The organism is Pseudomonas entomophila (genome assembly GCF_013523125.1).
Classification (GTDB): Bacteria; Pseudomonadota; Gammaproteobacteria; order Pseudomonadales; family Pseudomonadaceae; genus Aquipseudomonas; species Aquipseudomonas entomophila_B.
Window position 1 is genome coordinate 25375 of the sequence record NZ_JAAMQJ010000001.1, and the last position, 23945, is coordinate 49319.

At 65.9% G+C, this 23945-nt stretch carries 21 protein-coding genes and 2 pseudogenes; 9 read left to right on the forward strand and 14 right to left on the reverse strand.

Annotated features, from left to right (window positions below):
- Nucleotides 1–96: 96 nt before the first annotated feature.
- From G7007_RS22440 to G7007_RS22340, 3 genes and pseudogenes are all read right to left on the reverse strand, one after another.
- Nucleotides 97–978 (reverse strand): methyl-accepting chemotaxis protein, encoded by an 882-nt coding sequence (locus G7007_RS22440; protein WP_375139468.1) that lies wholly within the window; start codon nt 976–978, stop codon nt 97–99.
- Nucleotides 952–1728 (reverse strand): annotated as a pseudogene (locus tag G7007_RS22445) (CHASE3 domain-containing protein); the annotation flags it as partial. The gene G7007_RS22440 and the pseudogene G7007_RS22445, both read right to left, overlap by 27 nt.
- A gap of 127 nt (nt 1729–1855) precedes the next feature.
- Complete coding sequence (locus G7007_RS22340) at nt 1856–3013, reverse strand: lipopolysaccharide core heptose(II)-phosphate phosphatase PmrG (protein ID WP_308852271.1); 1158 nt, start codon at nt 3011–3013, stop codon at nt 1856–1858.
- Nucleotides 3014–3185: 172 nt separating this feature from the next.
- On the opposite strand from G7007_RS22340, the gene G7007_RS00115 reads away from it, so the two are divergent.
- The 4 genes from G7007_RS00115 to G7007_RS00130 all read left to right on the forward strand — a co-directional run bounded on the left by G7007_RS00115 (nt 3186) and on the right by G7007_RS00130 (nt 8122).
- Nucleotides 3186–3869, forward strand: a complete 684-nt coding sequence (locus G7007_RS00115; RefSeq protein ID WP_181098468.1) for a response regulator transcription factor — start codon at nt 3186–3188, stop codon at nt 3867–3869.
- Between the two features lie 198 nt (nt 3870–4067).
- Complete coding sequence (locus tag G7007_RS00120) at nt 4068–4388, forward strand: YceK/YidQ family lipoprotein (protein WP_181098470.1); 321 nt, start codon at nt 4068–4070, stop codon at nt 4386–4388.
- Between the two features lie 1101 nt (nt 4389–5489).
- Nucleotides 5490–7175, forward strand: a complete 1686-nt coding sequence (locus tag G7007_RS00125; protein ID WP_181098471.1) for a calcium-binding protein — start codon at nt 5490–5492, stop codon at nt 7173–7175.
- Between the two features lie 65 nt (nt 7176–7240).
- Complete coding sequence (locus G7007_RS00130; RefSeq protein WP_181098473.1) at nt 7241–8122, forward strand: serine hydrolase domain-containing protein; 882 nt, start codon at nt 7241–7243, stop codon at nt 8120–8122.
- Nucleotides 8123–8181: 59 nt separating this feature from the next.
- Here G7007_RS00130 and G7007_RS00135 read toward each other — a convergent pair whose 3' ends face one another.
- The 3 genes from G7007_RS00135 to G7007_RS00145 all read right to left on the reverse strand — a co-directional run bounded on the left by G7007_RS00135 (nt 8182) and on the right by G7007_RS00145 (nt 11007).
- Complete coding sequence (locus G7007_RS00135; RefSeq protein ID WP_181098475.1) at nt 8182–8898, reverse strand: IclR family transcriptional regulator; 717 nt, start codon at nt 8896–8898, stop codon at nt 8182–8184.
- Between the two features lie 87 nt (nt 8899–8985).
- Nucleotides 8986–10242, reverse strand: a complete 1257-nt coding sequence (locus G7007_RS00140; protein WP_375139465.1) for an MFS transporter — start codon at nt 10240–10242, stop codon at nt 8986–8988.
- A gap of 87 nt (nt 10243–10329) precedes the next feature.
- Entirely contained in the window at nt 10330–11007 is a 678-nt protein-coding gene (locus G7007_RS00145) for an RraA family protein (protein ID WP_181098476.1), read from the reverse strand.
- Between the two features lie 229 nt (nt 11008–11236).
- On the opposite strand from G7007_RS00145, the gene G7007_RS00150 reads away from it, so the two are divergent.
- Together G7007_RS00150 and G7007_RS00155 are read left to right on the forward strand one after the other, a co-directional pair.
- Entirely contained in the window at nt 11237–12214 is a 978-nt protein-coding gene (locus tag G7007_RS00150) for a hydroxyacid dehydrogenase (protein ID WP_181098478.1), read from the forward strand.
- Nucleotides 12215–12296: 82 nt separating this feature from the next.
- Nucleotides 12297–13625: an MFS transporter gene (locus G7007_RS00155; RefSeq protein WP_181098480.1), complete on the forward strand. Its 1329-nt coding sequence runs from the start codon at nt 12297–12299 to the stop codon at nt 13623–13625.
- A gap of 65 nt (nt 13626–13690) precedes the next feature.
- Here the strand turns inward: G7007_RS00155 and G7007_RS00160 are convergent, their stop codons facing one another.
- Both G7007_RS00160 and G7007_RS00165 read right to left on the reverse strand, forming a co-directional pair.
- Nucleotides 13691–13960, reverse strand: a complete 270-nt coding sequence (locus G7007_RS00160) for a hypothetical protein (RefSeq protein WP_181098482.1) — start codon at nt 13958–13960, stop codon at nt 13691–13693.
- Nucleotides 13961–14267: 307 nt separating this feature from the next.
- Nucleotides 14268–15161, reverse strand: a complete 894-nt coding sequence (locus G7007_RS00165; RefSeq protein ID WP_181098484.1) for a LysR family transcriptional regulator — start codon at nt 15159–15161, stop codon at nt 14268–14270.
- A gap of 96 nt (nt 15162–15257) precedes the next feature.
- On the opposite strand from G7007_RS00165, the gene G7007_RS00170 reads away from it, so the two are divergent.
- Nucleotides 15258–16451: an MFS transporter gene (locus tag G7007_RS00170; protein ID WP_181098486.1), complete on the forward strand. Its 1194-nt coding sequence runs from the start codon at nt 15258–15260 to the stop codon at nt 16449–16451.
- A gap of 52 nt (nt 16452–16503) precedes the next feature.
- Here the strand turns inward: G7007_RS00170 and G7007_RS00175 are convergent, their stop codons facing one another.
- Both G7007_RS00175 and G7007_RS00180 read right to left on the reverse strand, forming a co-directional pair.
- Nucleotides 16504–16839, reverse strand: a complete 336-nt coding sequence (locus tag G7007_RS00175; protein WP_181098488.1) for a hypothetical protein — start codon at nt 16837–16839, stop codon at nt 16504–16506.
- A gap of 113 nt (nt 16840–16952) precedes the next feature.
- The gene (locus G7007_RS00180; RefSeq protein WP_308852272.1) at nt 16953–17363 is read right to left on the reverse strand and encodes a hypothetical protein; all 411 of its coding nucleotides are present in this window, start codon (nt 17361–17363) and stop codon (nt 16953–16955) included.
- 203 nt (nt 17364–17566) lie between these two features.
- Here G7007_RS00180 and G7007_RS22450 point away from each other — a divergent pair.
- Nucleotides 17567–18337 (forward strand): annotated as a pseudogene (locus tag G7007_RS22450) (MCP four helix bundle domain-containing protein); the annotation flags it as partial.
- 129 nt (nt 18338–18466) lie between these two features.
- Nucleotides 18467–19201 carry a methyl-accepting chemotaxis protein gene (locus G7007_RS22455; protein WP_375139469.1) on the forward strand — a complete coding sequence of 245 codons (735 nt, stop codon included), beginning with the start codon at nt 18467–18469 and terminating at the stop codon, nt 19199–19201.
- A gap of 42 nt (nt 19202–19243) precedes the next feature.
- On the opposite strand, the gene G7007_RS00190 is transcribed toward G7007_RS22455, so the two are convergent.
- The 4 genes from G7007_RS00190 to G7007_RS00205 all read right to left on the reverse strand — a co-directional run bounded on the left by G7007_RS00190 (nt 19244) and on the right by G7007_RS00205 (nt 23928).
- The gene (locus tag G7007_RS00190) at nt 19244–19576 is read right to left on the reverse strand and encodes an isochorismate lyase (protein ID WP_181098492.1); all 333 of its coding nucleotides are present in this window, start codon (nt 19574–19576) and stop codon (nt 19244–19246) included.
- A gap of 27 nt (nt 19577–19603) precedes the next feature.
- The gene (locus tag G7007_RS00195; RefSeq protein ID WP_181098493.1) at nt 19604–20821 is read right to left on the reverse strand and encodes a histidine decarboxylase; all 1218 of its coding nucleotides are present in this window, start codon (nt 20819–20821) and stop codon (nt 19604–19606) included.
- A 69-nt stretch (nt 20822–20890) separates the two neighbouring features.
- The gene (locus G7007_RS00200; RefSeq protein WP_181098495.1) at nt 20891–22726 is read right to left on the reverse strand and encodes a (2,3-dihydroxybenzoyl)adenylate synthase; all 1836 of its coding nucleotides are present in this window, start codon (nt 22724–22726) and stop codon (nt 20891–20893) included.
- Nucleotides 22727–22752: 26 nt separating this feature from the next.
- Nucleotides 22753–23928, reverse strand: coding sequence for an isochorismate synthase (locus G7007_RS00205; protein ID WP_181098496.1), 1176 nt, complete (start codon nt 23926–23928; stop codon nt 22753–22755).
- Nucleotides 23929–23945 lie beyond the last annotated feature (17 nt).

Here is a 23945-nt window from a genome sequence, read left to right on the forward strand (position 1 = left end):
TGTGCGCGAACGCCTCACCGGGCAGCGATCAGCTGCCACTGCAAGGCGCCGCAGGACAGGCCACGGGTCAGCCTCTCCCGCAGCCGCCCTGGTGCGTCAGAGCCTGAACTGGGCGACCTGCCTGTCCAACGCATGCGCCAGTTGCTCGATGTTGGCCGCGCCCTGCGCAGCCCCGCGGATGCGTTCGCTGCTCTCCTGTGCCATCTGGGCGATGCGCTCCACGCTGCGGGCAACGTCCTGGCTGGCTGCGGTCTGCTCGTTCAAGGCCATGGAAATCTGATCCACCACGCCGATGATGCGGCCCGAGCCACCGCGAATCTGCTCGATCGCGACGTTGGCCGACTGGGTCAGCTCCAGCCCCTGGTTGACCTGCTCGACCCCCACGTCCATCTGGCTGACGGCCTCCTGGGCGCTGGACTGGATCTTGCCGATCATGTCGCCGATCTCCGACGTCGAAGTCCCCGTGCGCTGGGCGAGCAGGCGCACTTCGTCCGCCACCACCGCAAAGCCACGCCCCTGTTCACCGGCACGGGCCGCTTCGATGGCTGCGTTCAGGGCCAGCAGGTTGGTCTGCTCGGCGATCGCGCTGATCACGTTGACGACCGAGGTGATCTGCTCGATGTGCCGCCCCAATTCGCCAATCTGCTGCGCCGAATGCTGCACGGTGCCGGCGATGCGGCTCATGCTGTGGAGGGTGTTCTGGATCACCGCGCCGCCATCGGTGGACAGCTTGCCGGAATCGGTGGAAATCGCATGCGCCTCGTTGGCGCTGGTGGCCACATGGCCGATGCTGACGGTCAACTCTTCCACCGTGGCCGCCATGGACGAGGCCGAGTGCGACTGTTCGTGGGCCGATGCCGTCAGCGCCTCGGAGGTATGGGCGATCTCGCGGGCGGATTCGAGCAATTGCTGGGCGCCGCCCTTGATGTCGGTGATCATCGCGCGCAGGCGTGTCTGCATGCCTGCGAAGGCCTTCATCAGACGGCCGATTTCGTCGCCTGCCTGCGTATCGATGTGGCCATCGAGCCGGCCTGCAGCGATGCCGTCGGCGACCGCGATGGCCGCGTTCAGCCGCTTGCGGATGGAGGAAGAGAGGCCGATGGCGATGGCCAGCGCCAGCAATGCCGCCACGGCGCCACCTACCAGCAGGCTGAGGTTGGCGACGTTGGTCGCCCTCTCCATCGCATCCGTGCGGGCCGTCAGCAGCTTGGTCTCATCGGCCTGCATCTCGACGATGAGCGCGCGCATCCGGTCCATCTTGACCTTGTCCTGACGCGCGATGATGCGTTGAACGACCGCTTCCAGGGTCGCCCGACCCGCCACGACGTCACGGCGCAGGGCCAACGTCGCGTCGATGTCTTCGCTCATCCAGCGTTGTTGCGTGGCCTTGATCTCGTCCAGGCGCTTCTGCTGGACCGGATTGTCCGAGGTAAGCGTCTTGAGCTCGCTCCAGGTGTCCTCGAACGCGGCCTTGCCAGAGACCAGCGGCTGCAGGAAGTCGTCCTGACCGCTCAAGGCGAAGCCGCGCATGCCCGTCTCGACGTTGGTCAGGCTGATCAACAGGGTGGCGGCGCCATCGAGCACCTTGTAGGTGTGGATGTTCCAGCGCGTGGTGTCGTTGATCTCGCCAAAACCGTTGCGGGCGATGCCGATCAGGATGCAGATGATCAGGATGATGATGCCAAAGCCGGCACCGAGTGTCTGGGCGATAGTACGTTTTGCAAGCATGAGTAACCCATACGAATTGGAGATCTTGCAGGGTTATCGTAGGGTCGTTGCCAAACTTGAATACGGGGGTAACCGCGCCGACGAATCGCGGATTCGCCTGCAAACCCTTGCCTGCAGGGCGACCGGTTCAACGCACGGCACCGACCAGCAGGTGCTCCCACGCGCGAGCCTTCACCTGCCCGAGCAGACGCGCCCTGCCTGCGTCGGGCACGGCGACGAACAGTGCACTGGCGTAGGCACTGGAACGCTCCCCGCCCGGTACGTGCAGGTGTCGTTCCAGCTGGTCGATGCAGCCGCTGTGGGTGACCAGGACCAGGTTGTGCCCGGCGTGCTTGTGCGCGAGCGCGGCCTGGGCGAAGTCCTTGTCGCAGTCGCCCACCCACTCCTGCGTGGCGAGCGGCTGACCGAAGAGGAACTGGGCGGTCTGTCGGGTGCGGACTTCCGGGCTGCTCACGCGTTCGGTACCGTCTTGCGGCAACAGGGCCAGGCCTTTACCGACCTCGGTAGCCTGCTGGCTGCCCAGCACGGTGATGCCGTCCGGGTCGGCCAGGCACACGTGCTCGGAGCGGTCGCACCGTTCGGCATGGCGGACCAGCAGCACCACGTTGCCCAAGGCCCACTGCGCCGCGATGCCGCTGTCGCGCCACTGGACGGCGTCCTTTACGTCCAGCACGCGGGTCTGCGCGGCGTACCAGGCGGCAAGCGCGGCCAGCACGATCGACAGGCCGATCATGCCTTTCATCCACCTGCGGGTGTGAACCCGGTGTTTCAGTGAGGATTCGGGCAGCGTGGAAGATAGCAGGGTAACAGGTTGCATGGCGTCGCTCCGACACAGGGACACGGTGCGCGGCGACCAAGCCCGGCACCCTTTGGATGGCGGCACTCTAGGCAGCGCTGCATGGGGCATGGGTGAAGCGCATGTGAAAAAAACCTGAACGGCGCCGGCGATGCGGCCGGCTCGTGGATGCCGGTCGCGCAAGGCGAAATACAGGGCCAGCAGGGCAAAGCCGGTGCAGGCATGCCCGCCAGGCCAGCAGCGGCCCGGCTTGGCCGAATCCACACGTTCTCCCAACAACGGCACGTAGGGCTCGCTGGCGCCAAAGTCCTGCAGGCTCCAGGGACACTGCACGTCGGTCACCCCTTTGAGCGGGGTGACGATACCGGTGCACAGCCCGATCGTCAGCACGGTGTAGGCCAGGGTCTTCGCCACGCACGGCACGCCGATGGCCAGGCGAAAAGCGAAAGGCCTTGAGGCCGCGTGGAGGGAACGTGATTCAGCGGCCATTCACCCGACGCCAGACACCGTGAAAGCCGCCGTTCACCGGGCACGGGCTTTCACGAATAGTTAACGTTTTGTCGACACAACCGCGACCGCCCAGGCCTTCAAATGCGTCGCGGCGCGCCGCCGCGCCTGCCCACCGTCCCTGTTCGATCGTGGCCTTTAGGAACGCGCCTGCATGAACCTGCTGATCGTTGAAGACAACCGTGACATCCATGACAACCTCGTCGACTTTTTCGAACTCCGCGGCCATGCCGTCACCGGCGCCCGGGACGGCCTGACCGGCCTGCACCTGGCCGAGACCGGGCGTTTCGACGCGATCATTCTCGACATCATGCTGCCGGGCATCGATGGCAATGACATCTGCCAGCTGTTGCGCCAGCGCGCCCACAGCGCGGCGGCCATCATCATGCTGACCGCCCGCGACGAGCTGGAGGACCGGCTCAAGGGGTTCGGCGTGGGCGCCGACGACTACGTGGTCAAGCCCTTCGCCATGGCCGAGATCCTGGCGCGGCTCGAGGCCATCGTGTCCCGACGCCACGGGCAGCGCGGCCGCACCCTCACCCTGCTGGACCTGGAGCTGGACCTCGACACGCTGCAGGTGCGCCGAGGCGACACGCCGATCAAGCTCAGCTCCGCCAACCTGAAGATCCTGGAAGTGCTGATGCGCAGCAGCCCGGCCCTGGTCAAGCGCAAGACCCTGGAGCAGCTGCTGTGGGGCTCGACCGACCATGACAAGAACGTCGACAGTATTCGCAGCCATATTCACCAGATCCGACAAGCCGTGGACAAACCCTTCGGCACCAAGCTGCTGCACACCCTGCGCGGCGATGGTTACCGGATGTGCAGCCTGGAGCCGTGAGCCACAAGCGCCGGCAGCCTGCGCCGCCCAAGCTGCCACGAATGGCGTGGGGCCATGAAAATTCCTCGCCTGGCCTTGGAGCGCACGGCCGCTGAGCGGGTAGCGGACGTTCGTCGGAAGGCGGGATTCATCGCTCGGCGCCCAGTGGCAGGTTGGGAGCCAGCCGAGCTATGATTAGGCCATCACTGGAGTGGCTCGATGAAGCGATGGATTGTCTGTGTGCTGGCGGCGGCACTGTGTGGCTGCGGCACCGTACGGACCCTGTCCAATGAGTCGAAGTCCGTCGACGACCTGGCGCAGTACGACAGCTATTGCCACTCCCTGCCGCGTGCTTACAGCGGCGTGGCGTACCAGTACTGCACGCTGAACGGGCCGGTCAGGCCTGGCGAGCACTGGGCGCCCTATCCGGTCGAGGTGGACATGGCCGTGTCGGGCGTCGTCGATACGCTCCTGCTGCCCTACACCGGTTACCAACAATACACGCGCGGGAACCTGCCGATCCGGCGTCTGCGCTACTGAGCCTCGCTGGCCTCCTACCCTTCTCGATGTTCGACTGCTTACGGATAACGTTCAATGAGCGCTACTGCAGATACCCTTGCCCCTACGTTGTTGTCGCTGCGTATACCGACGGTGGTCGATCTTGGGTCAGGGAAGGCAGGCCTGACGGTGTCGGGGAAGGCGTCCGATGACAAGTCGGGTATCAAGAACGTAGTGATCTATTTTGATAAAGAGATTGTCTATTCGTTTACTTCCACTGACGCATCGACCAATAAGTACAATTTTTTGGTCCACGGCGGCTATAGCGATACTTGGTCAGACGGCGCATCGTCAGAAACGTGGTTCATTGCTCCTACCAATGCGTCAGGAAACTACAACGTTACCCGCGTTCAAGTCGAAGACCTTCAAGGAAACTCCCGGACGTATGAGTCGAGTGAACTTGCCAAACTGGGCATAAGCACCAGCGTTCATTTCGTCAACTCAACACCTGACACAACGCTACCACAGTTGAAATCCCTCAACATCCCGAAGGTCGTAGACCTGTCTTCGGGAAAAGCCGCCTTGACCATCTCTGGCTCAGCCACAGACAATTTGGCAGGTGTGAAGCAGGTCGTCACATACTTCGACAGAGACATCACGTACTCTTTCACACCTACGGACACCTCCACCAACAATTATAACTTCTTGGTGCACGGCGGCTACAGCAACTCCTGGTCAGATGGCAAATCGGCTGACACATGGTTCATCGCTTCGACCAATGCGTCTGGGACCTATCATGTGACCCGCGTTAGCGTTGAAGACCTGCAGGGCAACATCCGCACTTACAATCCAAGCGAGCTTGCAAAGTTAGGCGTCAATACCAGCATTGACTTTGTCAACTCAGCCCCTGACATTACGCCGCCCCAATTGAATTCGCTGGATATACCTACGCTTATCGATCTGTCTTCAGGAAAGGCTGCGCTGACCGTGTCCGGAGCAGCGTCTGACGACTTGGCAGGTGTGAAGCAACTTGTCATCTATTTTGATAAAGATTTTACCTACTCATTTTCAGCCGATGACCGCTCGACCAACAAGTACAATTTCTTGGTCCATGGCGGATATAGCGACTCTTGGTCAGATGACGTGTCTTCCGATACATGGTTCATCGCCCCGACCAACCTCCCTGGCACCTATAACATTACCAGCGTCCAAGTCGAAGACCTCCAAGGCAACATCCGCACCTACTCCCCGAGCGAACTGACCGCCCTGGGCATCAACACCAGCATCCTGATGAGTGCCGGCAAGAAGGTGCTGACCGCAGGCAACGACACCTTCACCGGCACCGGCGCCGACGACTGGGTCGAAGGTGGCGCGGGCAATGACGTGCTCAAGGGCATGGGGGGCCGGGACCGGCTGGAGGGCGGCGATGGCAACGACATCCTCGACGGCGGTGCGGGTGCCGACACGCTGATCGGCGGGATGGGCAACGACACCTACTCCGTCGACTCGGTCGATGACGTCGTCCTGGAAACCTCGGCCGAGGGTGGCATCGATACGGTCATCTCCAGCGTGACCCGTACCTTGGGCGAGTACCAGGAAAACCTGACCTTGTCCGGCAAGGCTCACCTCAATGCCACCGGCAACGCCCTGGCCAACACGTTGACCGGCAACGACGGCAACAACGTGCTCGAGGGCGGCGCGGGCGCCGACACGATGATCGGCGGCCTGGGCAACGACACCTACTACGTCGACTCGGTCAACGACACGGTCATCGAGACCTCGGCCAAGGGCGGCATCGACACGGTCGTCTCCAGCGTGACCCGTACCCTGGGTGAGTACCAGGAAAACCTGACCCTGTCCGGCAACGCCCACCTCAACGGCACCGGCAACGCCCTGGCCAACACCCTGACCGGCAACGACGGCAACAACGTGCTCAACGGCGGCGCGGGTGCCGATACGATGATCGGCGGACTGGGCAACGACATCTACTATGTCGACTCGGCCAACGACAAGATCATCGAGACCGCGGCCAACGGTGGCATCGACACGGTCATCTCCAGTGTGACGCGTACCTTGGGCGACTATCAGGAAAACCTGACCCTGTCCGGCAACGCCCACCTCAATGGCACCGGCAATGCCCTGGCCAACACCCTGACCGGCAACGCCGGCAACAACGTGCTCAACGGCGGCGCGGGTGCCGACACGATGATCGGCGGGATGGGCAACGATACCTACTATGTCGACTCGGCCAACGACAAGGTCATCGAGACCGCAGCCAACGGTGGTATCGACACGGTCATCGCCAGCGTGACCCGCACCCTGGGTGAGTACCAGGAGAATCTGATCCTGTCCGGCACGTCCGCGATCAACGGGACGGGCAACGCGCTGGCCAACACGCTGACGGGCAACGCGGCGAACAACGTCCTCACCGGCGGCGCCGGCAACGACACCCTGATCGGCGGTGCCGGCAATGACCGCCTGGTCGGTGGGCTGGGCAAGGACACCCTGACCGGCGGCACCGGCAAGGACACCTTCGTGTTCACCACGCTCAACGACATGGGGCTGACACGTGCCACGTGGGACGTCATCACCGATTTCAAGCGCGGCGAGGACAAGCTCGACCTGGGGGCGCTTGACGCCAACACCGCGACAGCGGCCAACGAGGCGTTCCATACCTTCATCCAGGGCACGACGGCGTTCACCACCGCCGGGCAGCTGAAGTTCCAGGACGGCGTCTTGTACGGCAACATCGATGCGGACAGCGCACCGGAGTTCGTCATCCAGATGGTGGGCGTCACCGGCCTGACGGCCGCAGACTTCGTGCTCTAGTCGACGCAGGGCGGCGTACGGACCCGGGGTCCGTAACTGCCCTTCCTCGAACGCCTGGGAGGATCATGTTCAGCACGCTCGTGTTCAACGGCCAGCCCCTGCCATCCGAGACCCCCGATGTGCGCGTGCCGTGGTGGAGCGTCACCAAGACCGTACTCGCCGCGACGGCGCTGTCCCTGGTACGTGATGGCCTGACGACGCTGGACGCGCCGGTTGCAGGGTGGCCGTTCACCTTGCGTCAGCTGCTGCGGCACGAGGCAGGGCTGGCCGATTACGGTGAACTGCCCGCGTATCATGCGGCGGTCGCCCAGGGCGAATCGGCCTGGCCCGTCACCGACATGCTGCAGCGGCTGGAGGGCTCGCGCCTCAGGTACACCCCCGGTACGCACTGGCGGTACTCGAACGTCGGCTATTGGCACGTCGGCACGCTCATCGAACAGCTGACAGGGCTGCCGCTCGAGGACGCGGTGAGCCAGCGCGTCCTGCATCCCCTGGGTCTATCGGGTGTGCGCTTTGCCAAGACGCGCGACGACGTGGGCCCGGATTGCCTGGGCCTGCGTCCGCACTACGACCCTGCCTGGGTCTACCATGGCCTGTTGATCGGGCCGCTGTCGCAGGCCGCGCTTCTGCTGGATCGCCTGCTGGCGGGTGATCTGCTGTCGGCGGACCTGCTTGGGGCGCTGCAGGACGCGCGGACACTGGGCGGTCCCTTGCCGGGGCGACCTTGGGTCGTGCCGGGCTATGGGCTCGGCGTGATGCACGGAATGATCGCCGAGGGCCGCTCGCTCTGCGGGCACACGGGGTGCGGGCCGGACAGTGTCATCGCCGTCTACTGGGTCCGTGAGGGCGCGGCTTCAGCCTGCTGCGCCGTGTTCGGGCTGGAGGTGGCCGAAGGCGCCGTGGAAACGGAGGTGGTTGGACGCCTGGCGACAGCGCTGCCGACGTGACGGAACAGGTGTCCATGAAGCGTTCATGCTGCCCTGAGCGGTAAAGACTGCCCCTGACGCTACTGTGGCGTTTCAGCGCCCGACGCCGCCGGCTTGAAACCCAGGCTGCGCATCAGGTCGTGTGCGGTGTCGAAGAACAGCTGCCTGAAGCTTTCGGCGGATTCTTCGGTCAGGCGGCCGGCCGGCCCGGAAATGACCAGCGCCCCCATGAGTTCCTGTTGCGCGCCGTAGATCGGCAAGGCCATGGACGCGGCATGGGGGTCGGTGGCACCCTTGGAGTAGTAAGGCTTCTGCACGGCGATGCCCACCTCGTAAGGGGCGCGCAAGGCCTGCGCTCCGGCCGCCTCGTCCATGGGGCGCATGTCGCCGGGCTGCAGGTTCAGGCGCAGCCGGTGCGAGGAATTGACCCGGTACTGGCACATCCGGTAGGCGCCGTGGCGCACGTAGAAGGACGCGGTTTCGCCGGTCTGCTCGGCCAGGAGGTGCAGGCGCGGCATGACGTGACGCTCCAGGTCCAGCGCTTCCTGGTAGACCGCGTTCAGGCGCATGACTTCGCTGGCCAACTGGTAACGACCATCGGCCATGCGGGTGATGAAGCCGTGGTTTTCCAGGGAGACCATCAAGCGCATGATCGTACTCTTGATCAGCCCGGTCCGCTCGACCAGCTCGACCAGGCTCAGCGCCGCATCGCCTATCTGGAAGGCGGTCAACACGGTCAGGACCCGGTCCGCCGACGCCACCCCATTCACCGCTGGGCGCGGCCGCGCTTTCACCATGTGCAACACCTCATCGCAGGGAGGCCCTGGGCGAAGGCCACAGGGCAAAGGACGCCATTATCCGCCAACGGTCGGCGCACGCCAACGTCAGCCGTTCGCAGGTTCGGTCTCTGCTGTGGATGTCCGCCCGCGCAGACCGTACTGGCCCAGCAGGCCGACGACCAGCACGCCGCCCGCGATGCCCAGGGTCACCGAAGCGCCCCAGCGGGCGGCGATGAGCCCGGCCGCCATGCCGCCCAGGGCTTCGAAGCCGAAGCGCACGGCGATGTAGAAGGCGATCACACGGCCGCGCAGGTGGCTCGGCGCCCCGCTCTGCAACTGCATGTTGGTGCTGACATTGCTCAGGGTGATGCCGAACCCGAGCACGGCCAGGGCCACCAACGCGCCGGGCAGCAGACTGGAGCACCCCAAGAGCCCCAGGGCGAGCGCGCACAGCACGGCACCGGCGTCGGTGAAGCGGCGCAGCCGCGACACCGTACCGGCCAAGGCCAGCACCAGGGTGGCGACGAAGGCGCCCGCCCCCGCCGCGCCCCACAACCAGCCCAGCACCTGCGCGTCTCCGTCGAAGACCGACTTGGCCAACACCGGCAGCAACGCGGCGTAGCAGGACGCCAGCAGGTTGACCAGGATCACGTTGACCAGCAGCTGGCGTACGTGGCGGGTACGCCACAGGTAGACCAGCCCCTCGCGCAGCACATGCGCCGTGGAACCGGTGGCCTTCGGATCGGCCACCGCACGTACCGTGAACAGCCCACCCAGCAGGGCCAGGAAGGCGAACGCGGTCAGGGCGAAGCAGGCCGCCTCGCCTGCCGTGGCGATCAGCACGCCGGCCAAGGGCGGCCCGACGAAGCGCGCGGCGTTGATCAGCATGGCGTTGAGTGCCAAGGCATTGGGCAGGTCGGCGGGGTCTTCGACGAAACGGGCGATCAACGCTTGGCGCAGCGGCGTCTCCAGAGCATTGAGCACACCCAGCAGCAGGGCCATGCCGGCCAGGAACGGGCCGTCGCTCCAGCCGGCCCAGGTGACGCCGGCCAACGCCAGCGATTGCGCCACCAGGATCGACTGCACGCCGATCAACAGGCGACGTTTGTCGTGCCGGTCGATCCAGGCCCCGGCCAGCGGGCCGATGAGCAGCTGCGGGGCCAGGGACAGGAAGGTGATCAGCCCCAGCAACGCCGCCGAGCCGGTCAGGTGATAGGCCAGCCAGGACAGCGCCACCTGCTGCACCCATTTGCCCAACGTGGAGATGCCCTGGCTGGCGAAGTAGATCTGGAAATTGCGGTGGGCGAGCGCCCGCAGGGCCTGGGGCCAACGCGAGCGCTGGGACGACGATGAACCGGACACGTGTGTGACATCCTCATGGAGCCCACGGCCAGCACCGACGCATCACCTCCCAGTGCGCCTCATCCCAAGGCGCACGGTACGTGACGATCAGCCTGGCAGCAGGCAGCCTTTCTTCTTCAAGGACTCCAGGACCCAGGAGCGGTCGTTGGTGCCTTGGGCAATGTGTTGCATCTGTGCGGTTTCGGCAGCGTGCTTGGCAGTCGCGGCCGCGTAGACGGTCGCGACGTGCGCATAAGGCACGCACAGCAGGCCGTCATCGTCACCGATCACCAGGTCGCCGGGCTCGATCACCATACCATCGATGGCGATCGGCACGTTGATCTCGCCGGGGCCGTCCTTGTAAGGCCCCCGGTGCGACACGCCTGCGGCGAACAGCGGGAAATCGCCGGCCCCAAGGGTGGCCGAGTCGCGGATCGCACCGTTGATGACGATGCCCGCCACGCCACGCTTGATCGCGTAGGCCACCATCATCTCGCCGATCAGCGCGTTGCTCAGGTCGCCGCCGGCATCGACCACGATCACGTCGCCCGGTCGGGCGATGTCGATCGCGTGATGCAGCATCAGGTTGTCCCCCGGGCGGGCCTTGACGGTCAGGGCCGGGCCGCAGAGCACGCCTTCCCGGTGCATGGGCCGCAGGCGTGCGCCCCCGGCCGTCATGCGGTGCATCGAATCGCTCACGTTGGCGACGGGAACCTCACGGAACCGCGACACCCATTCCTCTCCGACGGTGCGCGTGCGATCCAGCACCTGAAAGCCAATGCTCATATGACATACCTCTTGTGGTGTTATTCGATGTCACCGGCAGCTGCCGATCTATTTTTAGAATGTCATTTCATAATTTCTCTGGCAATGTCTTTTTTATTTCTTTTGAAGAAGGTGTTTCACCCCACATTTTATTTTCTTGCAACGTCATTTCATTATGATAGGGTTCCTATCAAGCCATCATCGAATGGCGGATCGCGCTGCACGCGCCTTACAAGAACAAGGTATCCCCATGTCCCGAACCCTTCTGCTGACCGGCCCCGCGCTCGCTGACGAAGCCATGGCCCTCGCCGCCGAGCACGGCATCCGGGTCGTTCCGACCACGCCCTACCTGCCGGCCGACGCGCTGGAAGCGATCATTCGCGCCGAACAGCCCGACGCGATCGTGGTGCGCCAGGGTGCACTCACCCGCGCCATGATCGAGGCGTCGGACGCGCTGAGGGTGATCGCCAAGCATGGCGTGGGCTACAACACCATCGACCTCCAGGCCGCTGCCGACCGTGGCATTCCGGTGACGATCGCCGTTGGCGCCAACGCCCAGTCGGTGGCCGAGCTGGCCTTCGCCCTGATGTTCAGCGTGGCGCGCCAGACCGCGCACCTCGACGCCCGCGTGCGCCAGGGGCACTGGGACAAGGCCTCGGCCAATGGCATCGAGCTGGCCGGAAAGACCCTGGGTCTGGTCGGCCTGGGTTCGATCGGCAGTCTCCTGATGGACCTGGTGGCGCCGCTGCGCATGCAGGTCAAGGTGTTCGACCCCTACCTGCAGCAATTGCCCGAGCGTCCCCATGTGCAGCGCGAAACGGATATCGACCGCCTGCTGGCCGACAGCGATATCATCAGCCTGCACTGCCCGCTGACCGACACCAACCACCACCTGATCGGCGCGGCGCAGTTCGACCGCATGCGCCCTGGCGCGATCCTGATCAACACCGCCCGCGGCGAACTGGTCGACACCCAGGCCCTGGTGACCGCACTCGAGACCCGGCGCATCGCCGGGGCCGGCCTGGACACGTTCAGCCCCGAGCCACCCCCTGCCGACAGCCCACTGTGGCGCCTGCCGAACCTGGTCGCCACGCCACACGTGGGCGCCAACACCACCGAGTCCCGCGACCGTGTGGGCCTGGTGGCGGTGCGACAGGTCCTCGATGCCTGGGCAGGTACGGCGCTGGATCCGCGCTGTGTGGTCAACCGCCACCTGTTCGCCAGCTGACCGCTTCCCCACCCGTGCCCGCTGGCAAGGCGAGGCACGTTCACGACGTTTGGCTCCAGAAAAACAACAATTGGAGAGCACCATGACTTCCACCCCCTCCCTGCCGGACGAGCTCGAACGCAGCACCATGCGGCGCGTCGCCTGGCGCCTGCTGCCGTTCCTGATCCTCTGCTACCTGATCGCGATCATCGACCGCGGCAACATCGGCATGGCGTCGTTGCAGATGAACGAAGACCTGCAGCTCACGGCCAAGGTGTTCGGTTTTGCCAGCAGCCTGTTTTTCTTCGCCTACTTCCTGGTCGAGGTGCCCAGCAACCTGGCCATGCAGCGCTACGGTGCGCGGATCTGGATCGCCCGGATCATGATCACCTGGGGCCTGATTTCCGCCGGCACCGCCTTCGTGCAGGGCGCCCACTCGCTGTACGTGATGCGCTTTCTGCTCGGCGCCGCCGAAGCCGGGTTCTTTCCCGGCGTGCTGCTGTACCTCACCTACTGGCTGCCGTCGGCCTACCGGGCGCGCATGGTGGCGCTGTTCATGGTGGCGATCCCGGCGGCCAACTTCATCGGCTCGCCCCTGTCAGGGCTGCTGTTGAGCCTGGATGGCTGGATGGGCATGCGCGGCTGGCACTGGCTGTTCATCCTCGAAGGCATTCCGGCGGTCCTGCTGGGCATCGCCTGTCTGTTCGTGCTGACCGACCGCCCCGAGCAGGCCACCTGGCTGAGCGACGAGCAACGCGGCTGGCTCACCCAGCGTCTGGCACAGGAATCGGCGAAGAAGACCGCCATCGGCCACATCTCGTTGTGGAAGCTGCTGCGCCACAAGGACATCTGGATCCTGGCGCTGATCTACTCCGGCGCTTCCGCTGCGGGCAGCACCATGAGCGTGTGGGCACCGCAACTGCTCAAGACCTTCGGCCTGAGCGCCCTGGAGATCGGCCTGGTCAACGCCATCCCCTACGGCATCGCCTCGATCCTGATGATCGCCTGGGGCCGCAGCTCCGACCGTACCGGCGAGCGTCGCTGGCACACGGCGATGACCATGCTGCTGATCGCCGCTGGCCTGCTGATGACGCTGTTCACCACGTCCCTGCCGGCCACGGTGGTGATGCTGACCATGGTCCTGGTCGGGGCCTATTCGATGAAGGGCCCGTTCTGGGCGCTGGTGTCGGGTTGGCTGTCGTCCTCCACCGCGGCGGCCGGGTTGGCGGCCGTCGGGGCCATGGCCAACCTGATCGGGGGCGGTGTGATGGTCAACGTCTACGGCGCCATCCACGACGCCACCGGCAGCTATTCGCTGGCGCTGATGCCGCTGGCTGCGCTATGCACCCTGGCAGGCGTCGCGGTGCTGATCATCGGACGCAAGCGCCAGCGTGAACAGGCCGAGGCCGCTCACGTGGCTGGCGCCAAGTAGCGTCTGCTGCCCTGACTGCCATCGACGGTACTGGCACCTCGCCGTCGATAGCAGAAACGGGCTGCTCACTCGACGCTGGGCAAGCGCAGCTTGCGAATGCTCAGGCAATCGCGCTGCTGTTGTTCGAGCGAGGCACGGGTCTGTTGCAGGGCCGTGTCGGCGGCATCCTTGAGCAGTTGCCAATCCTGCTCGCCGATCAGGCCGCTGGCTTTCATTTCATCGGCGCGATCGATGAGGGTGGCGTGGTAATCGTCCGGCCAGTCCAGGCGGTAGCTGTCGTCCTCCAGCAGCAGGCGCCAGGCGGTGATGGCGTTTCGCAGAGTGATGTCGTTCATGGCTGTCTCCAGGATGGCTGGGTGCAAGCAACAGACTGCCATAGGTCTGGAGTGGTTGAATGGATTGCGTGGGGTGGCGACCAGTGGTGATCAGGCTATCGCATCAGCGAGTTCGATGGAGGCTGTGCGTTGGCAAAAGCCGCTATGTCGTGCTGTCAGTACGCGTTGGCCTGGTATAGGGAGGGGCTGATTTCATGGGCCCGCCGGGCCCAATCGCGGCACAGGGGCCGCTCACCCGTAGCTACGCCGCGGTGATGGATCGGTCGCCTCCTGAACACGCTTGCAACGCACTCTGCGCGTTCTCTGCTCACCAACGATGATGCGTCATCAGGAAATCCACAAACACCCGCACCCGCGCCGGCATCGCCGCGCCGCCGACGAAAACGGCATGGATGGGTTCCTGATCGCCTGGGTTCCAGGCTTCCAGCAGTGGCACGAGCACGCCACTGCGCAGGTCGTCGGCCACACTGAAGGCGCCTATACGGGCGATGCCGGCGCCTTCCCGGGCGAGCTGGGCCAACGCTTCGCCGCTGTTGCACTGGATGTTACCGGAGACCTTCAGGGAAAACGCCTGGCCGTCGCGCACGAAGGGCCAGTCCGGCTCGGCGCGGCGGAAGTTGAAGCGCAGGCAGTTGTGCTGCAGCAGGTCTTCAGGCGTGCGCGGGGTGCCATGGCGGGCCAGGTAGCCGGGCGAAGCCACCACCACCTGGCCGGTGACGCCCAGGTAGCGCGCGGTGAGCGGGCTGTCGGCCAACTGGCCGAAACGGATCGCCACATCGGCCTGCCCGGCCAGGATGTCGACCACCTCGTCGCCCAGGGCCAGGTCCACCACGATGTTCGGGTAGCGGGCGCTGAACGCCGCCACCAGCGGCACGATGGTCTTGCGGCCATGGCCGAGCGCGGCGCTGACCCTCAGTCGCCCTTGCGGCACGCCCTGGTCGGCGATGGCCTCCTCCACTTCGGCCAGGTCCGCCAGGATGCGCCGCGCGGCGCGCAGGTAGGCCTCGCCCTCGGCAGTCAGGGCGATGGCGCGGGTCGTGCGCAGCAGCAGGCGGGTGCCCAGACGCTGTTCGGTGCGCGCGAGGGAGCGACTGATGGCCGAGGGCGTCACGTGCAGCGCCCGTGCGGCCGCCGACAGGCTGCCTTCCTGTACCACACGGTCGAACACGACCATTTCTCCTGACCGTCCACCCAGGTCCATTCGTGCCTCCCACGCACAGGTGCATACCAAAATGACCGACTACCGGCATCGTGGGCGTTAGCTTAGCATTCGCCGCATAGATAAGGAGCTGTCCACATGCGTATCAACCCCCCTCTTCTGGCCTTGGCCACCGGTGCCTTCGGCATCGGCGTCACCGAGTTCGCGCCTATGGGCATGTTGCCCGGCATCGCCGCGGACCTGGGTGTCTCTATCCCGGCGGCCGGCCTGCTGATCAGTGCCTACGCGCTCGGCGTGCTGATCGGTGCGCCACTCATGACCCTGACCACGGGCCGCATTCCCCGCCGCTACCTGCTGATCGGCCTGATGGCCATCTTCACCCTGGGCAACGTGATGTCGGCCCTGGCGACCGACTACACCAGCCTGCTGATCGCCCGCGTGGTGACCTCGCTCAACCACGGCGCCTTTTTCGGCGTCGGGGCGTTGGTAGCCGCGAGCGTGGTGGCACCCGACAAACGGGCCGGGGCGGTGGCGGCCATGTTCATGGGGCTGACGCTGGCGACCATCGGCGGCGTGCCGCTGGCCACCTGGTTCGGTGAGCTGCTTGGTTGGCGCCAGGCGTTCTGGGGCATTTCCGGGCTGGGCGTGCTGACCATGGCCGCGCTCTGGTTCGCCCTGCCCAACGTGGCCCTGCCGCCCAGCGACGGCGTGCTGGCCGAGCTGCGCGTGCTGGGTCGTGGCCCGGTGCTGGCGGCGCTGGCACTGACCGTGGTCGGCTCGGGCGCCATGTTCACCGTATTTACCTACATCGCACCGATCCTGACCCGTGAGACCCAGGCCTCGACCCTGTTCGTCACGGCCATGCTGGTGCTGTTCGGGATCGGCCTGACCCTGGGCAACCTCTGGGGTGGCAAGGCGGCGGACCGCTCCATCGACCGGACATTGATCGCCTCGTTGAGCGTGCTGATCGTGGTGCTGCTGGCCTTCACCGTGCTGATGCGCTGGCCGCTGCCGGCCGCCGTGGCCATCCTGGTCTGGGGTGTCGCCAGCTTCGCCTTGGTGCCTCCGCTGCAGATGCGGGTGATGGAAGCGGCCAAGGACGCCCCCAACCTGGCCTCGGCCGTCAACATCGGCGCCTTCAACCTGGGCAATGCGGTGGGCGCTGCCCTGGGCGGTGCGGTGATCAAGGCCGGCTGGGGCTACCCGGCCATCTCGCTGGCCGGCGCGGGCGTGGCCGCCCTGGGCCTGGCGATGGTGCTGGCCTTCGCCTGGCACGGCAAGACCCGCCCGCGGCTGGCGACCGACGTTCAGCCGGACGTCACGCCGGGCTGACAGACCTTCGGGGCGTGGCGGGCAGGCGTGGGACTCTGCCCGAGCGGCATGTTCAGCCTGCTGCGCGGCCGATCCATTGCCGCCAGGCGGCGGCATTCATCCGGCCCAGGATGCGTGCACGGCCGGTGTCGGTGATCGAGACGAACAGCGCGCTGGCAACGACGCCGTAGCCTTCTCCGGCGAGCGCCAGCGAGTGCTTCAATGGATCACTGAGCGCGCCGTGCGGGTCTCCCGCCGCTGACGCGGGCGTTGCGAACACACCGTCATCGGCCGTGCACCAGGCCGGCGACGTGACCAGAAAATGCGCACGGCGCAGCGGCCTGCCGTGGACCGGACCGCCGTCGACGCGTCGAATGCTCAGCGTCGCCGATTCTGTTCTGCAAGACATGAAGACGCTCCTCGATGGCGAACCTGCACGCCAGCACCCCCCTCCTCCCTGACCCTCGACGCCGTCGATCACGCGCTGGCGGTGAACACACGACCTCTCATCCCTTCGCGCCTTCATGGCGTGCGTGACGACGGCCTCAAGGCCTGGCCCCACGCCTGGTCCTTGCCATGCCGCCAGGCCCGATCGGCTTCGCTGTCACGCGCCAGGCGTCGTTCGGTTTCGCTGTCGGCGCGCGCCTGGCACTGGCGAAACCCGTCGTCCCAGCCCAGGGCATAGGTCGGTTGCTGCAGGTAGGCCGGCACGTTCTTGCGAAAATCGTCCAGTTCGCCCGCCGCATGGCGGCCACTGGCGCAGCCATCGGTGAACCCGTCGACGAACGGCGGTGGATAGCCTTCGGCAAGCAGCCGTTCGGACATGCTCTGGCACCCGCCGATCAAGACCAGCGTCAGCAGGACGGCCATACCCCGACTGGGGAGGTACGGCCCTGGCGCCCCGACGTCACGTCGGGCGGTGCAATGCTTCATCACGTTTCTGGTCAAGGCTCACCTGCTCGCTCGGATCCCTGGGTTGGGTGACGCGAAGGTTAGGCGCCAGCCTCGTGAGAAGACGTCAACGCCATGTCAAAAAAACCGTGACGTGGATCAAGGAAATCAATGGTGACGATAGGCAACCCCTAAAGATCGCCAGGGGCAGGCCGAGTGTATGTAAAACGCCCAGGGTTCACGCCATGTCCTTACGCAAGCTCAACCTCGCCCCCCGCTCCATCCTCTGCTTCGGCTTCTTCTGCGTGATGATCATCGCGCTGGGGTTGATCGCCCTCAAGCAGGCCTCGAGCCTGAACGATTCCGAAAAGTTCGTGGAAACCAACGTGCTGCCCAGCATCGCCTTGCTGGGCACGATCGACCGGGAGTTCGTCAGCATCCGCGGCGACAACGCCCGGTTGCGCAACCCTGTCGAACCTGAAAGCCGCAAGGCCCAGGCACTGGCGGACGTGCGCAAGGCCCGCGCCAACGTGGTCGAGCTGCTGGCACAACTGGAGCGTTTCATCGTCACGCCGGCCGGCAAGCAGCAGTTCGGCGAGATGTCGCAGCACTTCACCACCTACGAACACTCTCAGGATCAGTATCTTGCCTTGATCGCCGCTGGCAGCCTGGACGAAGCCGTCACCCTGGCCAGCGGCCCGATGAAGCAGGCCGCCGACACCGTGGCCGACGACATCAAGGACCTGATCCAGCTGAACAACGACAAGGCCAGGAAGGCCGGTGAAGACGCCACCCGTACCTACGAGCAGGCCACCTTCATCGTCATCGCGTTCATCCTGGTCGGCACGCTGGCAGCCATCGTGCTCGCCCTGCTCTACACCCGCAGCCTCACCGCGCCGATCAGCCAGTCGCTGGCCATCGCCGAGCGCATCGCGGCCAACGACCTGAGCGAAGTCATCGAGGCCCAGGGGCATGACGAAGTGGCCCGGCTCATCCAGGCACTGAAGGCCATGCAACAAGGCCTGCGCACGACCTTGGCGTCGATCTCCGACTCCTCCAACCAGCTGGCCTCCACGTCCGAGCAGATGCACGCGGTGACCGAGGACGCCAGCAAGGGCATGGTCCGTCAGAACCACGAAGTGGAAATGGCCGCGACCGCCGTCACCGAGATGAGCGCCGCCGTCGAAGAGGTCGCGCGCAACGCCTCGGCCGCCTCGGACGCTGCCAACCGCTCCAACGAGGCCGCAGTGTCTGGTCGCGAACGCGTCGACGAGACCGTGCAGGCCATCAACCTGATGGTCGCGCGCGTCCAGGACGCCTCCCACGAAGTCCAGGGCCTGGCCAGCATGGCCACCGACATCAGCCGGGTGCTGGACGTCATCCGGGCGATCGCCGAACAGACCAACCTGCTCGCGCTCAATGCCGCGATCGAGGCCGCCCGTGCCGGCGAGGCCGGACGAGGCTTTGCGGTAGTGGCCGACGAGGTCCGCGCCCTGGCCCACCGGACCCAGCAGTCGACCAGCGAGATCGAGCAGATGATCAGCTCGATCCAGAAAGGCACCGAAGCCGCCGTCTTGGCGATGGACCATACCAACACCCAGGCGCAGAAGACCCGCGACACCGCCCAAGGCGCTGGCAGTGCGCTGGTGGAGATCACCGAGTCGATCGGCGACATCACCGAACGCAACGTCCTGATCGCCACGGCCTCGGAAGAGCAGGCGCAAGTGGCCCGCGAGGTGGACCGGGGCCTGATCAGCATCCGTGACCTGTCCAGCCAGGCATCGGAAGGTGCCGGCCAGACGGCGATCGCCACCTCCGAGCTGTCGCGCCTGGCGGTGGAGCTGAACCGACTGGTCAAGCAGTTCCGGATTCAGGCCTGATCTGAGGGGGCTGTGGCCGCCATGCCCGCAGGCAACCGGCGGTCATGGCGCCGGATCCGTCTCCGGCATGCCATGGATCGAACGCCAGTGGGCGATCTGGCGGTCGATGTTCCAGTGGATGATGGTGGTGTACAGCGTGCGCACGAAGGCAGGCTCCAGCTCGGTGCCGGCAGCCCACGCCAGACGGTCTTCGAGCATCGCCGCCACCCGCTCGGGCGCCGGAATCGCCTGTTCGTTCGGCTTGAACTGGGTCGCGGCCTTCACGTACTGCAGGCGCTGGCACAGCGCTTCGAAGATCTGCCGGTCGTGAAAGTCGATGCCGGCCCGGATATCGGACAGGCTAGTGCAGGCGTCAGGCGCCTTGAGGTCGGACATGGTGGGTTCCTCGAACAGTGAAAGAGATCAGATGACGTCGAACTGGGCCGTGGCCGCTCGACCCGCCGCCAGGCGTCGGCCAGCCGAGGCGACACGCTCGGCATAGGGCGGCCGGGTCTGGGCGCGATGCTCGGCGATCAAGGCGTCGATCAGCGCGTCCAGCCGACTGCGGTCCTCATGGTGCGGCGTGGTGATCAGGTGCGCGACCTCGCCCGAGGTGGCCAGGCTGTAGTCGCGGGCAATGGCGGCCGAGGGCCGTGGGAAGACCACGGTGATCGAGTTGTCGTGACGCCAGGCGGCGATGCCCCCGGCCTGCAGGCGCTCCACCGCGTACTGGGCCGCCTCCAGGCTGCGCCGGATGCGCCGGCGCCATTGCGTCGGCGAATGGCTGCGCAGCGCGGCCCACAGGATCATCGGCGTGTGCCCGTTGCGCGAACCGCTGATGGTCTTGTCCTGCGCGGCGATGTAGTCGACCTCCACCGAAATCCGCTCGACGTTCTCGCGCTTGGCCACCACGATGCCGCAGGGGATCGGCGAGCCGATCATCTTGTGCCCCGACACGCAGATCGAGTCGATGCCGTCGGCGAAGGTGAACGGCTGCGGCCGGTCGACGAAGGGCAGGATCATGCCGCTGAGCGCCGCGTCGGCGTGCAGGTAGTAGTCCTCGCGGGCGATGCCGGCCTGCGCCATCAGTTGCTGGATCCGGACGATGTCGTCCACGGCACCGCGCACGGTGGTGCCGATGTTGGCGAAGATGATCGGATGACGCTCGCCATCGGCCACCACCTTGTCGAACAGGTCCTGGTAGTCGATCTCGCCATTGGGCAAGGACTCGACCGCGCGGCATGGGATGCGCAGCAGCTTGACGATCTTGGCCACCGAATAGTGGGTGTCCCTGGAGTAGTACAGCGTGCCGTCCGGGAACAGCTCGCGGGCCAGGTAGCAGCCGAACATGTTGCCCTCGGTGCCGCCGTTGGTCACGTAGCCCCAGCTGTCGGCGAGCGGTATACGGAACAGTTCGGCGAACTGCGCCATCACCTCGCGCTCGAAATCGAAGGAATTGAGCACGTAGTTGCTCGATTCGCCCCAGTCGCCGCAGTTGTTGATGGAGAACCGGAAGAAGCGGTGCAGCGGCGCATAGTCGAAGTCGGCGTTTTCCGGATAGCCGATGTTGAAGTACTGGTTTTCCAGGCAATGCTGCCAGAACGCATCCAGTCGGCGTTGGTCCTCGTGGGTCAGGATCATGTTCAACTCCCTTGAATGAACCCGCCGGTCGTGCCTGACGAAGGCACGACCGGCATCAGGCCTGTGGCGTCAGGCGGCCTTCTGGCGCGACTCGACCAGCGCCCACCATTGGTCGAGGGTGGGCGAGCGGGCCAGCTCCTCGAAGCTCACCTCGACCCCGCGGGCCTTGAGTTCGGCGGCCAGCTTCATCACGCTCAACGAATCCAGTCCGTAGAAGATCAGGTTTTCCTGCGGATCGAGCGTCTCGCCGTCCTCGATCAGCTGGCGCAGGCGGTTCTGCAACCAGGTGCGCGTGGTGTCCACCGTCAGCAGATGGCGCAGGCGCTGCTTGTCGATCTTGCCGACCGGGGTCAGCGGCATGCGCTCGATCAGGCGGATACGGTCGGGCAGCTTGTACTCGGCGATCCCCAGTTCGAGCAGATGCCGACGCAATGCCGACGGCTTGAGGGCCGGGTCGCGGGCCACCACGAAGGCGCAGCTCTTTTCTCCCAGCGCGTCGTCCGGCATGGCCACCAGGCCGGCGTGGGTGACGTCCGGGTGCAGCACGATCAGGTTTTCGATCTCCTCGGAGGCGATCTTCTCGCCGCCACGGTTGACCTGGTCCTTGATGCGCCCGACCACCCGCAGGTCGCCGCTGGGGGTGAGCTGCACCAGGTCGCCCGAGTAGTAGAAGCCGTCCGCGTCGAAGGCACTGGCGTTCTGCTCGGGGCTGTCGTAGTAACCGCAGAAGGTGTACGGGCCGCGTGTGGCCAGCATGCCGGTCTGCCCGGGCGGCACTGGTACTCCGGAGGCATCGACGATCTTGATCTCGTCCGCCGGGCTGATGGGTCGGCCTTGGGTGGTGAAGATCTGCTCGTCGCTGTCGTCCAGCCGGGTGAAGTTGATCAGCCCTTCGGCCATGCCGAACACCTGCTGCAACTGGCAGCCCAGCACGCTGGGCACCTGGCGCGCCAACGAGTCGGCGAAGACCGCGCCGCCCACTTGCAGGTAGCGCAGCGAGGCCAACTGCTCGCGGTGCTGGGGCGCGGCCTGTAGCCAGAGGGCGACGGCACTTGGTACCAGGGCCACGGTGTTGACCGCATGGCGCTGCACCAGACCGAAGCAGGTGGCCGGCTCGGGGTTCGCCGCCATCACCACGCAGCCACCGGCATGGAACACGCCGAGCGCGCCGGGCGAGCTGAGCAGGAAGTTGTGCGGTGCCGGCACCGCGCAGAGAAAGCGCGTCTCGGCGCTGAGCGCGCACACCTCGGCGCAGGCGCGGGCGTTGTAGTGGTAGTCGTTATGGGTGCGCGGGATGAGCTTGGGCGTGCCGGTGCTGCCGCCGGACAGCTGGAACAGCGCCACGTCCCCGGCCGGTGTCGGGGTCAGGGCGACCGGGCGCTCGCTGGGGCGCTCGAGCCAGTCCTGCAGGCTCTCGTCGGCTGCGGTAGCGTGCAGGAACAGGCTCAGGCGTGGCTGTGCCCCGCACTGGGCCAGGGCTTCACGGTAGGTGTCGTCCTGAAAGAACGGGTGCTCGCGCGAGCCGATCAGTACGGCTGGACGGATCTGCCGAGCATAGGCGGTCAGCTCCAGCTTGCGGTGGCTGTACAGCGCGTTGAGCGGGACGATCCCGGTCTTGAGCAGGGCGAACAGCACGAGGTAGAACTCGGCCAGGTTGGGCAGCTGGACCAGCGCCGTGTCGCCCAGGCCCAGGCCCTGCTCCGCCAGGCGCGAAGCCAGGTTGGACGACAGCCGGTCCAGGTCGGCGTAGGTGAAACGGCGCTCGCCGCAGAGGACCGCCGGTGCGTCCGGGGCGACCTGGCAACGGTCGGTCAGGATCCGGGTCAGAGGCTGGTCGAGCCAGTAGCCGCTGTCACGGTAGCGTTGCGCCCGTTCGGCGGGCCAGGGGGTGAAATCGAGGGTCATGGGTCGTTTTTCCGGAAACGTTGAAATCAATGGGCCAGGCCACAGGCCCGCAGCATGGTGCGCAGCTTGGTCTGCACTTCGGTCCATTCGGCGTCGGGTTGCGAGCTGTCGACGATGCCAGCGCCCGCGAACAGCCGTACGCGCTCGCCCTTGAAGGTGCCGCAACGGATGGTCACCACCCACTCCCCGTTGCCTTGGGCATCGCACCACCCGACCATGCCGGTGAACAGGCCGCGTTCGGCAGACTCGACGAAGCGGATCAGGTGCCGGGCCCGCTCGGTGGGATGGCCGCACACCGCTGGCGTCGGGTGCAGGCGGCAGGCCAGCTGCAGCGCGTCGACGGTGGGGTCGGCCAAGGTGCCTTCGATGCGCGTGGACAGGTGCCAGAGCGCGGGTGTGCTGATCAGCGAGGGCCGTGCCGGCACGTCCAGCGCGGTGCACAGTTCACCGATGCGCGCCGCGATATCCTCGGTGACGAAGCGGTGCTCGTGGTGGTCCTTGTCCGAGGCCGCCAAGGCGTCGGCGCTGCGCCGGTCGGCGTCGGCATCGGCCATGCGCATCGCCGAACCTGCCAGGGGGTTGGAGACGAAGCGCGTGCCCTCCTTGCGCACCAGCAACTCGGGGCTGACCCCCAGCAAGGTCGCGCCGTCGGGCATGGGCACCCGGAAGTGATACCCGACCGGGTTCTGCACGCGCAGGTTGTGCTGCACGGCCTCGACGCTCACCGGCTCGGCGAACACCAGCTCGCGTTGCACCGAGAGCACCGCCTTGCGCACGTCGCTGAGCTGGAAGTTGACCAGCGCATGCTCGACCGAACGCTTGAAGGCCTGCGCATCAGGGCAGGGCCGCTGCTCGAGCAGGCTTGGCAATGCCTTGAGCGCAGGGTCGCTGACCGGGGTGAGCGGACGCCACTGGGCATGCTCGGGCACGAACAGGCACGAGGGCTCGCCCGCATCGAACGGAAGGGCGCCCACGACGATCGGGTTGGCCTGACCGGCCTGACGTGCTTGCTCGAATGCGCCAGCGACCGCCTGAGAAAACGCGTGGCGTGCCTGCTCGCCATGACCTGCTGGCGTCTCGATACGGCGCGCGATGCCCGAGCAGAGCAGTTCGCGCTCACCTGAGACGAAAGAAAAAACCTGATTATTTTCAACCGCTTGTAACTGCCCCCAATGCGGAGCCTTGAGCGTGGCTGTGCTCATCGAACGACTTGCCTCCC

What these genes read in the sequence shown, in the direction of transcription:
- G7007_RS00180 (WP_308852272.1), bottom strand. Translation starts at nt 17,363, where the DNA reads ATGAAGCATTGCACCGCCCGACGTGACGTCGGGGCGCCAGGGCCGTAC.
- G7007_RS22340 (WP_308852271.1), bottom strand. Translation starts at nt 3,013, where the DNA reads ATGGCCGCTGAATCACGTTCCCTCCACGCGGCCTCAAGGCCTTTCGCT.
- G7007_RS00150 (WP_181098478.1), top strand. Translation starts at nt 11,237, where the DNA reads ATGTCCCGAACCCTTCTGCTGACCGGCCCCGCGCTCGCTGACGAAGCC.
- G7007_RS00205 (WP_181098496.1), bottom strand. Translation starts at nt 23,928, where the DNA reads ATGAGCACAGCCACGCTCAAGGCTCCGCATTGGGGGCAGTTACAAGCG.
- G7007_RS00130 (WP_181098473.1), top strand. Translation starts at nt 7,241, where the DNA reads ATGTTCAGCACGCTCGTGTTCAACGGCCAGCCCCTGCCATCCGAGACC.
- G7007_RS00160 (WP_181098482.1), bottom strand. Translation starts at nt 13,960, where the DNA reads ATGAACGACATCACTCTGCGAAACGCCATCACCGCCTGGCGCCTGCTG.
- G7007_RS00145 (WP_181098476.1), bottom strand. Translation starts at nt 11,007, where the DNA reads ATGAGCATTGGCTTTCAGGTGCTGGATCGCACGCGCACCGTCGGAGAG.
- G7007_RS22440 (WP_375139468.1), bottom strand. Translation starts at nt 978, where the DNA reads ATGAAGGCCTTCGCAGGCATGCAGACACGCCTGCGCGCGATGATCACC.
- G7007_RS00120 (WP_181098470.1), top strand. Translation starts at nt 4,068, where the DNA reads ATGAAGCGATGGATTGTCTGTGTGCTGGCGGCGGCACTGTGTGGCTGC.
- G7007_RS00170 (WP_181098486.1), top strand. Translation starts at nt 15,258, where the DNA reads ATGCGTATCAACCCCCCTCTTCTGGCCTTGGCCACCGGTGCCTTCGGC.
- G7007_RS00135 (WP_181098475.1), bottom strand. Translation starts at nt 8,898, where the DNA reads ATGGTGAAAGCGCGGCCGCGCCCAGCGGTGAATGGGGTGGCGTCGGCG.
- G7007_RS00200 (WP_181098495.1), bottom strand. Translation starts at nt 22,726, where the DNA reads ATGACCCTCGATTTCACCCCCTGGCCCGCCGAACGGGCGCAACGCTAC.
- G7007_RS00155 (WP_181098480.1), top strand. Translation starts at nt 12,297, where the DNA reads ATGACTTCCACCCCCTCCCTGCCGGACGAGCTCGAACGCAGCACCATG.
- G7007_RS00165 (WP_181098484.1), bottom strand. Translation starts at nt 15,161, where the DNA reads ATGGACCTGGGTGGACGGTCAGGAGAAATGGTCGTGTTCGACCGTGTG.
- G7007_RS00115 (WP_181098468.1), top strand. Translation starts at nt 3,186, where the DNA reads ATGAACCTGCTGATCGTTGAAGACAACCGTGACATCCATGACAACCTC.
- G7007_RS22455 (WP_375139469.1), top strand. Translation starts at nt 18,467, where the DNA reads ATGGCCGCGACCGCCGTCACCGAGATGAGCGCCGCCGTCGAAGAGGTC.
- G7007_RS00195 (WP_181098493.1), bottom strand. Translation starts at nt 20,821, where the DNA reads ATGATCCTGACCCACGAGGACCAACGCCGACTGGATGCGTTCTGGCAG.
- G7007_RS00190 (WP_181098492.1), bottom strand. Translation starts at nt 19,576, where the DNA reads ATGTCCGACCTCAAGGCGCCTGACGCCTGCACTAGCCTGTCCGATATC.
- G7007_RS00175 (WP_181098488.1), bottom strand. Translation starts at nt 16,839, where the DNA reads ATGTCTTGCAGAACAGAATCGGCGACGCTGAGCATTCGACGCGTCGAC.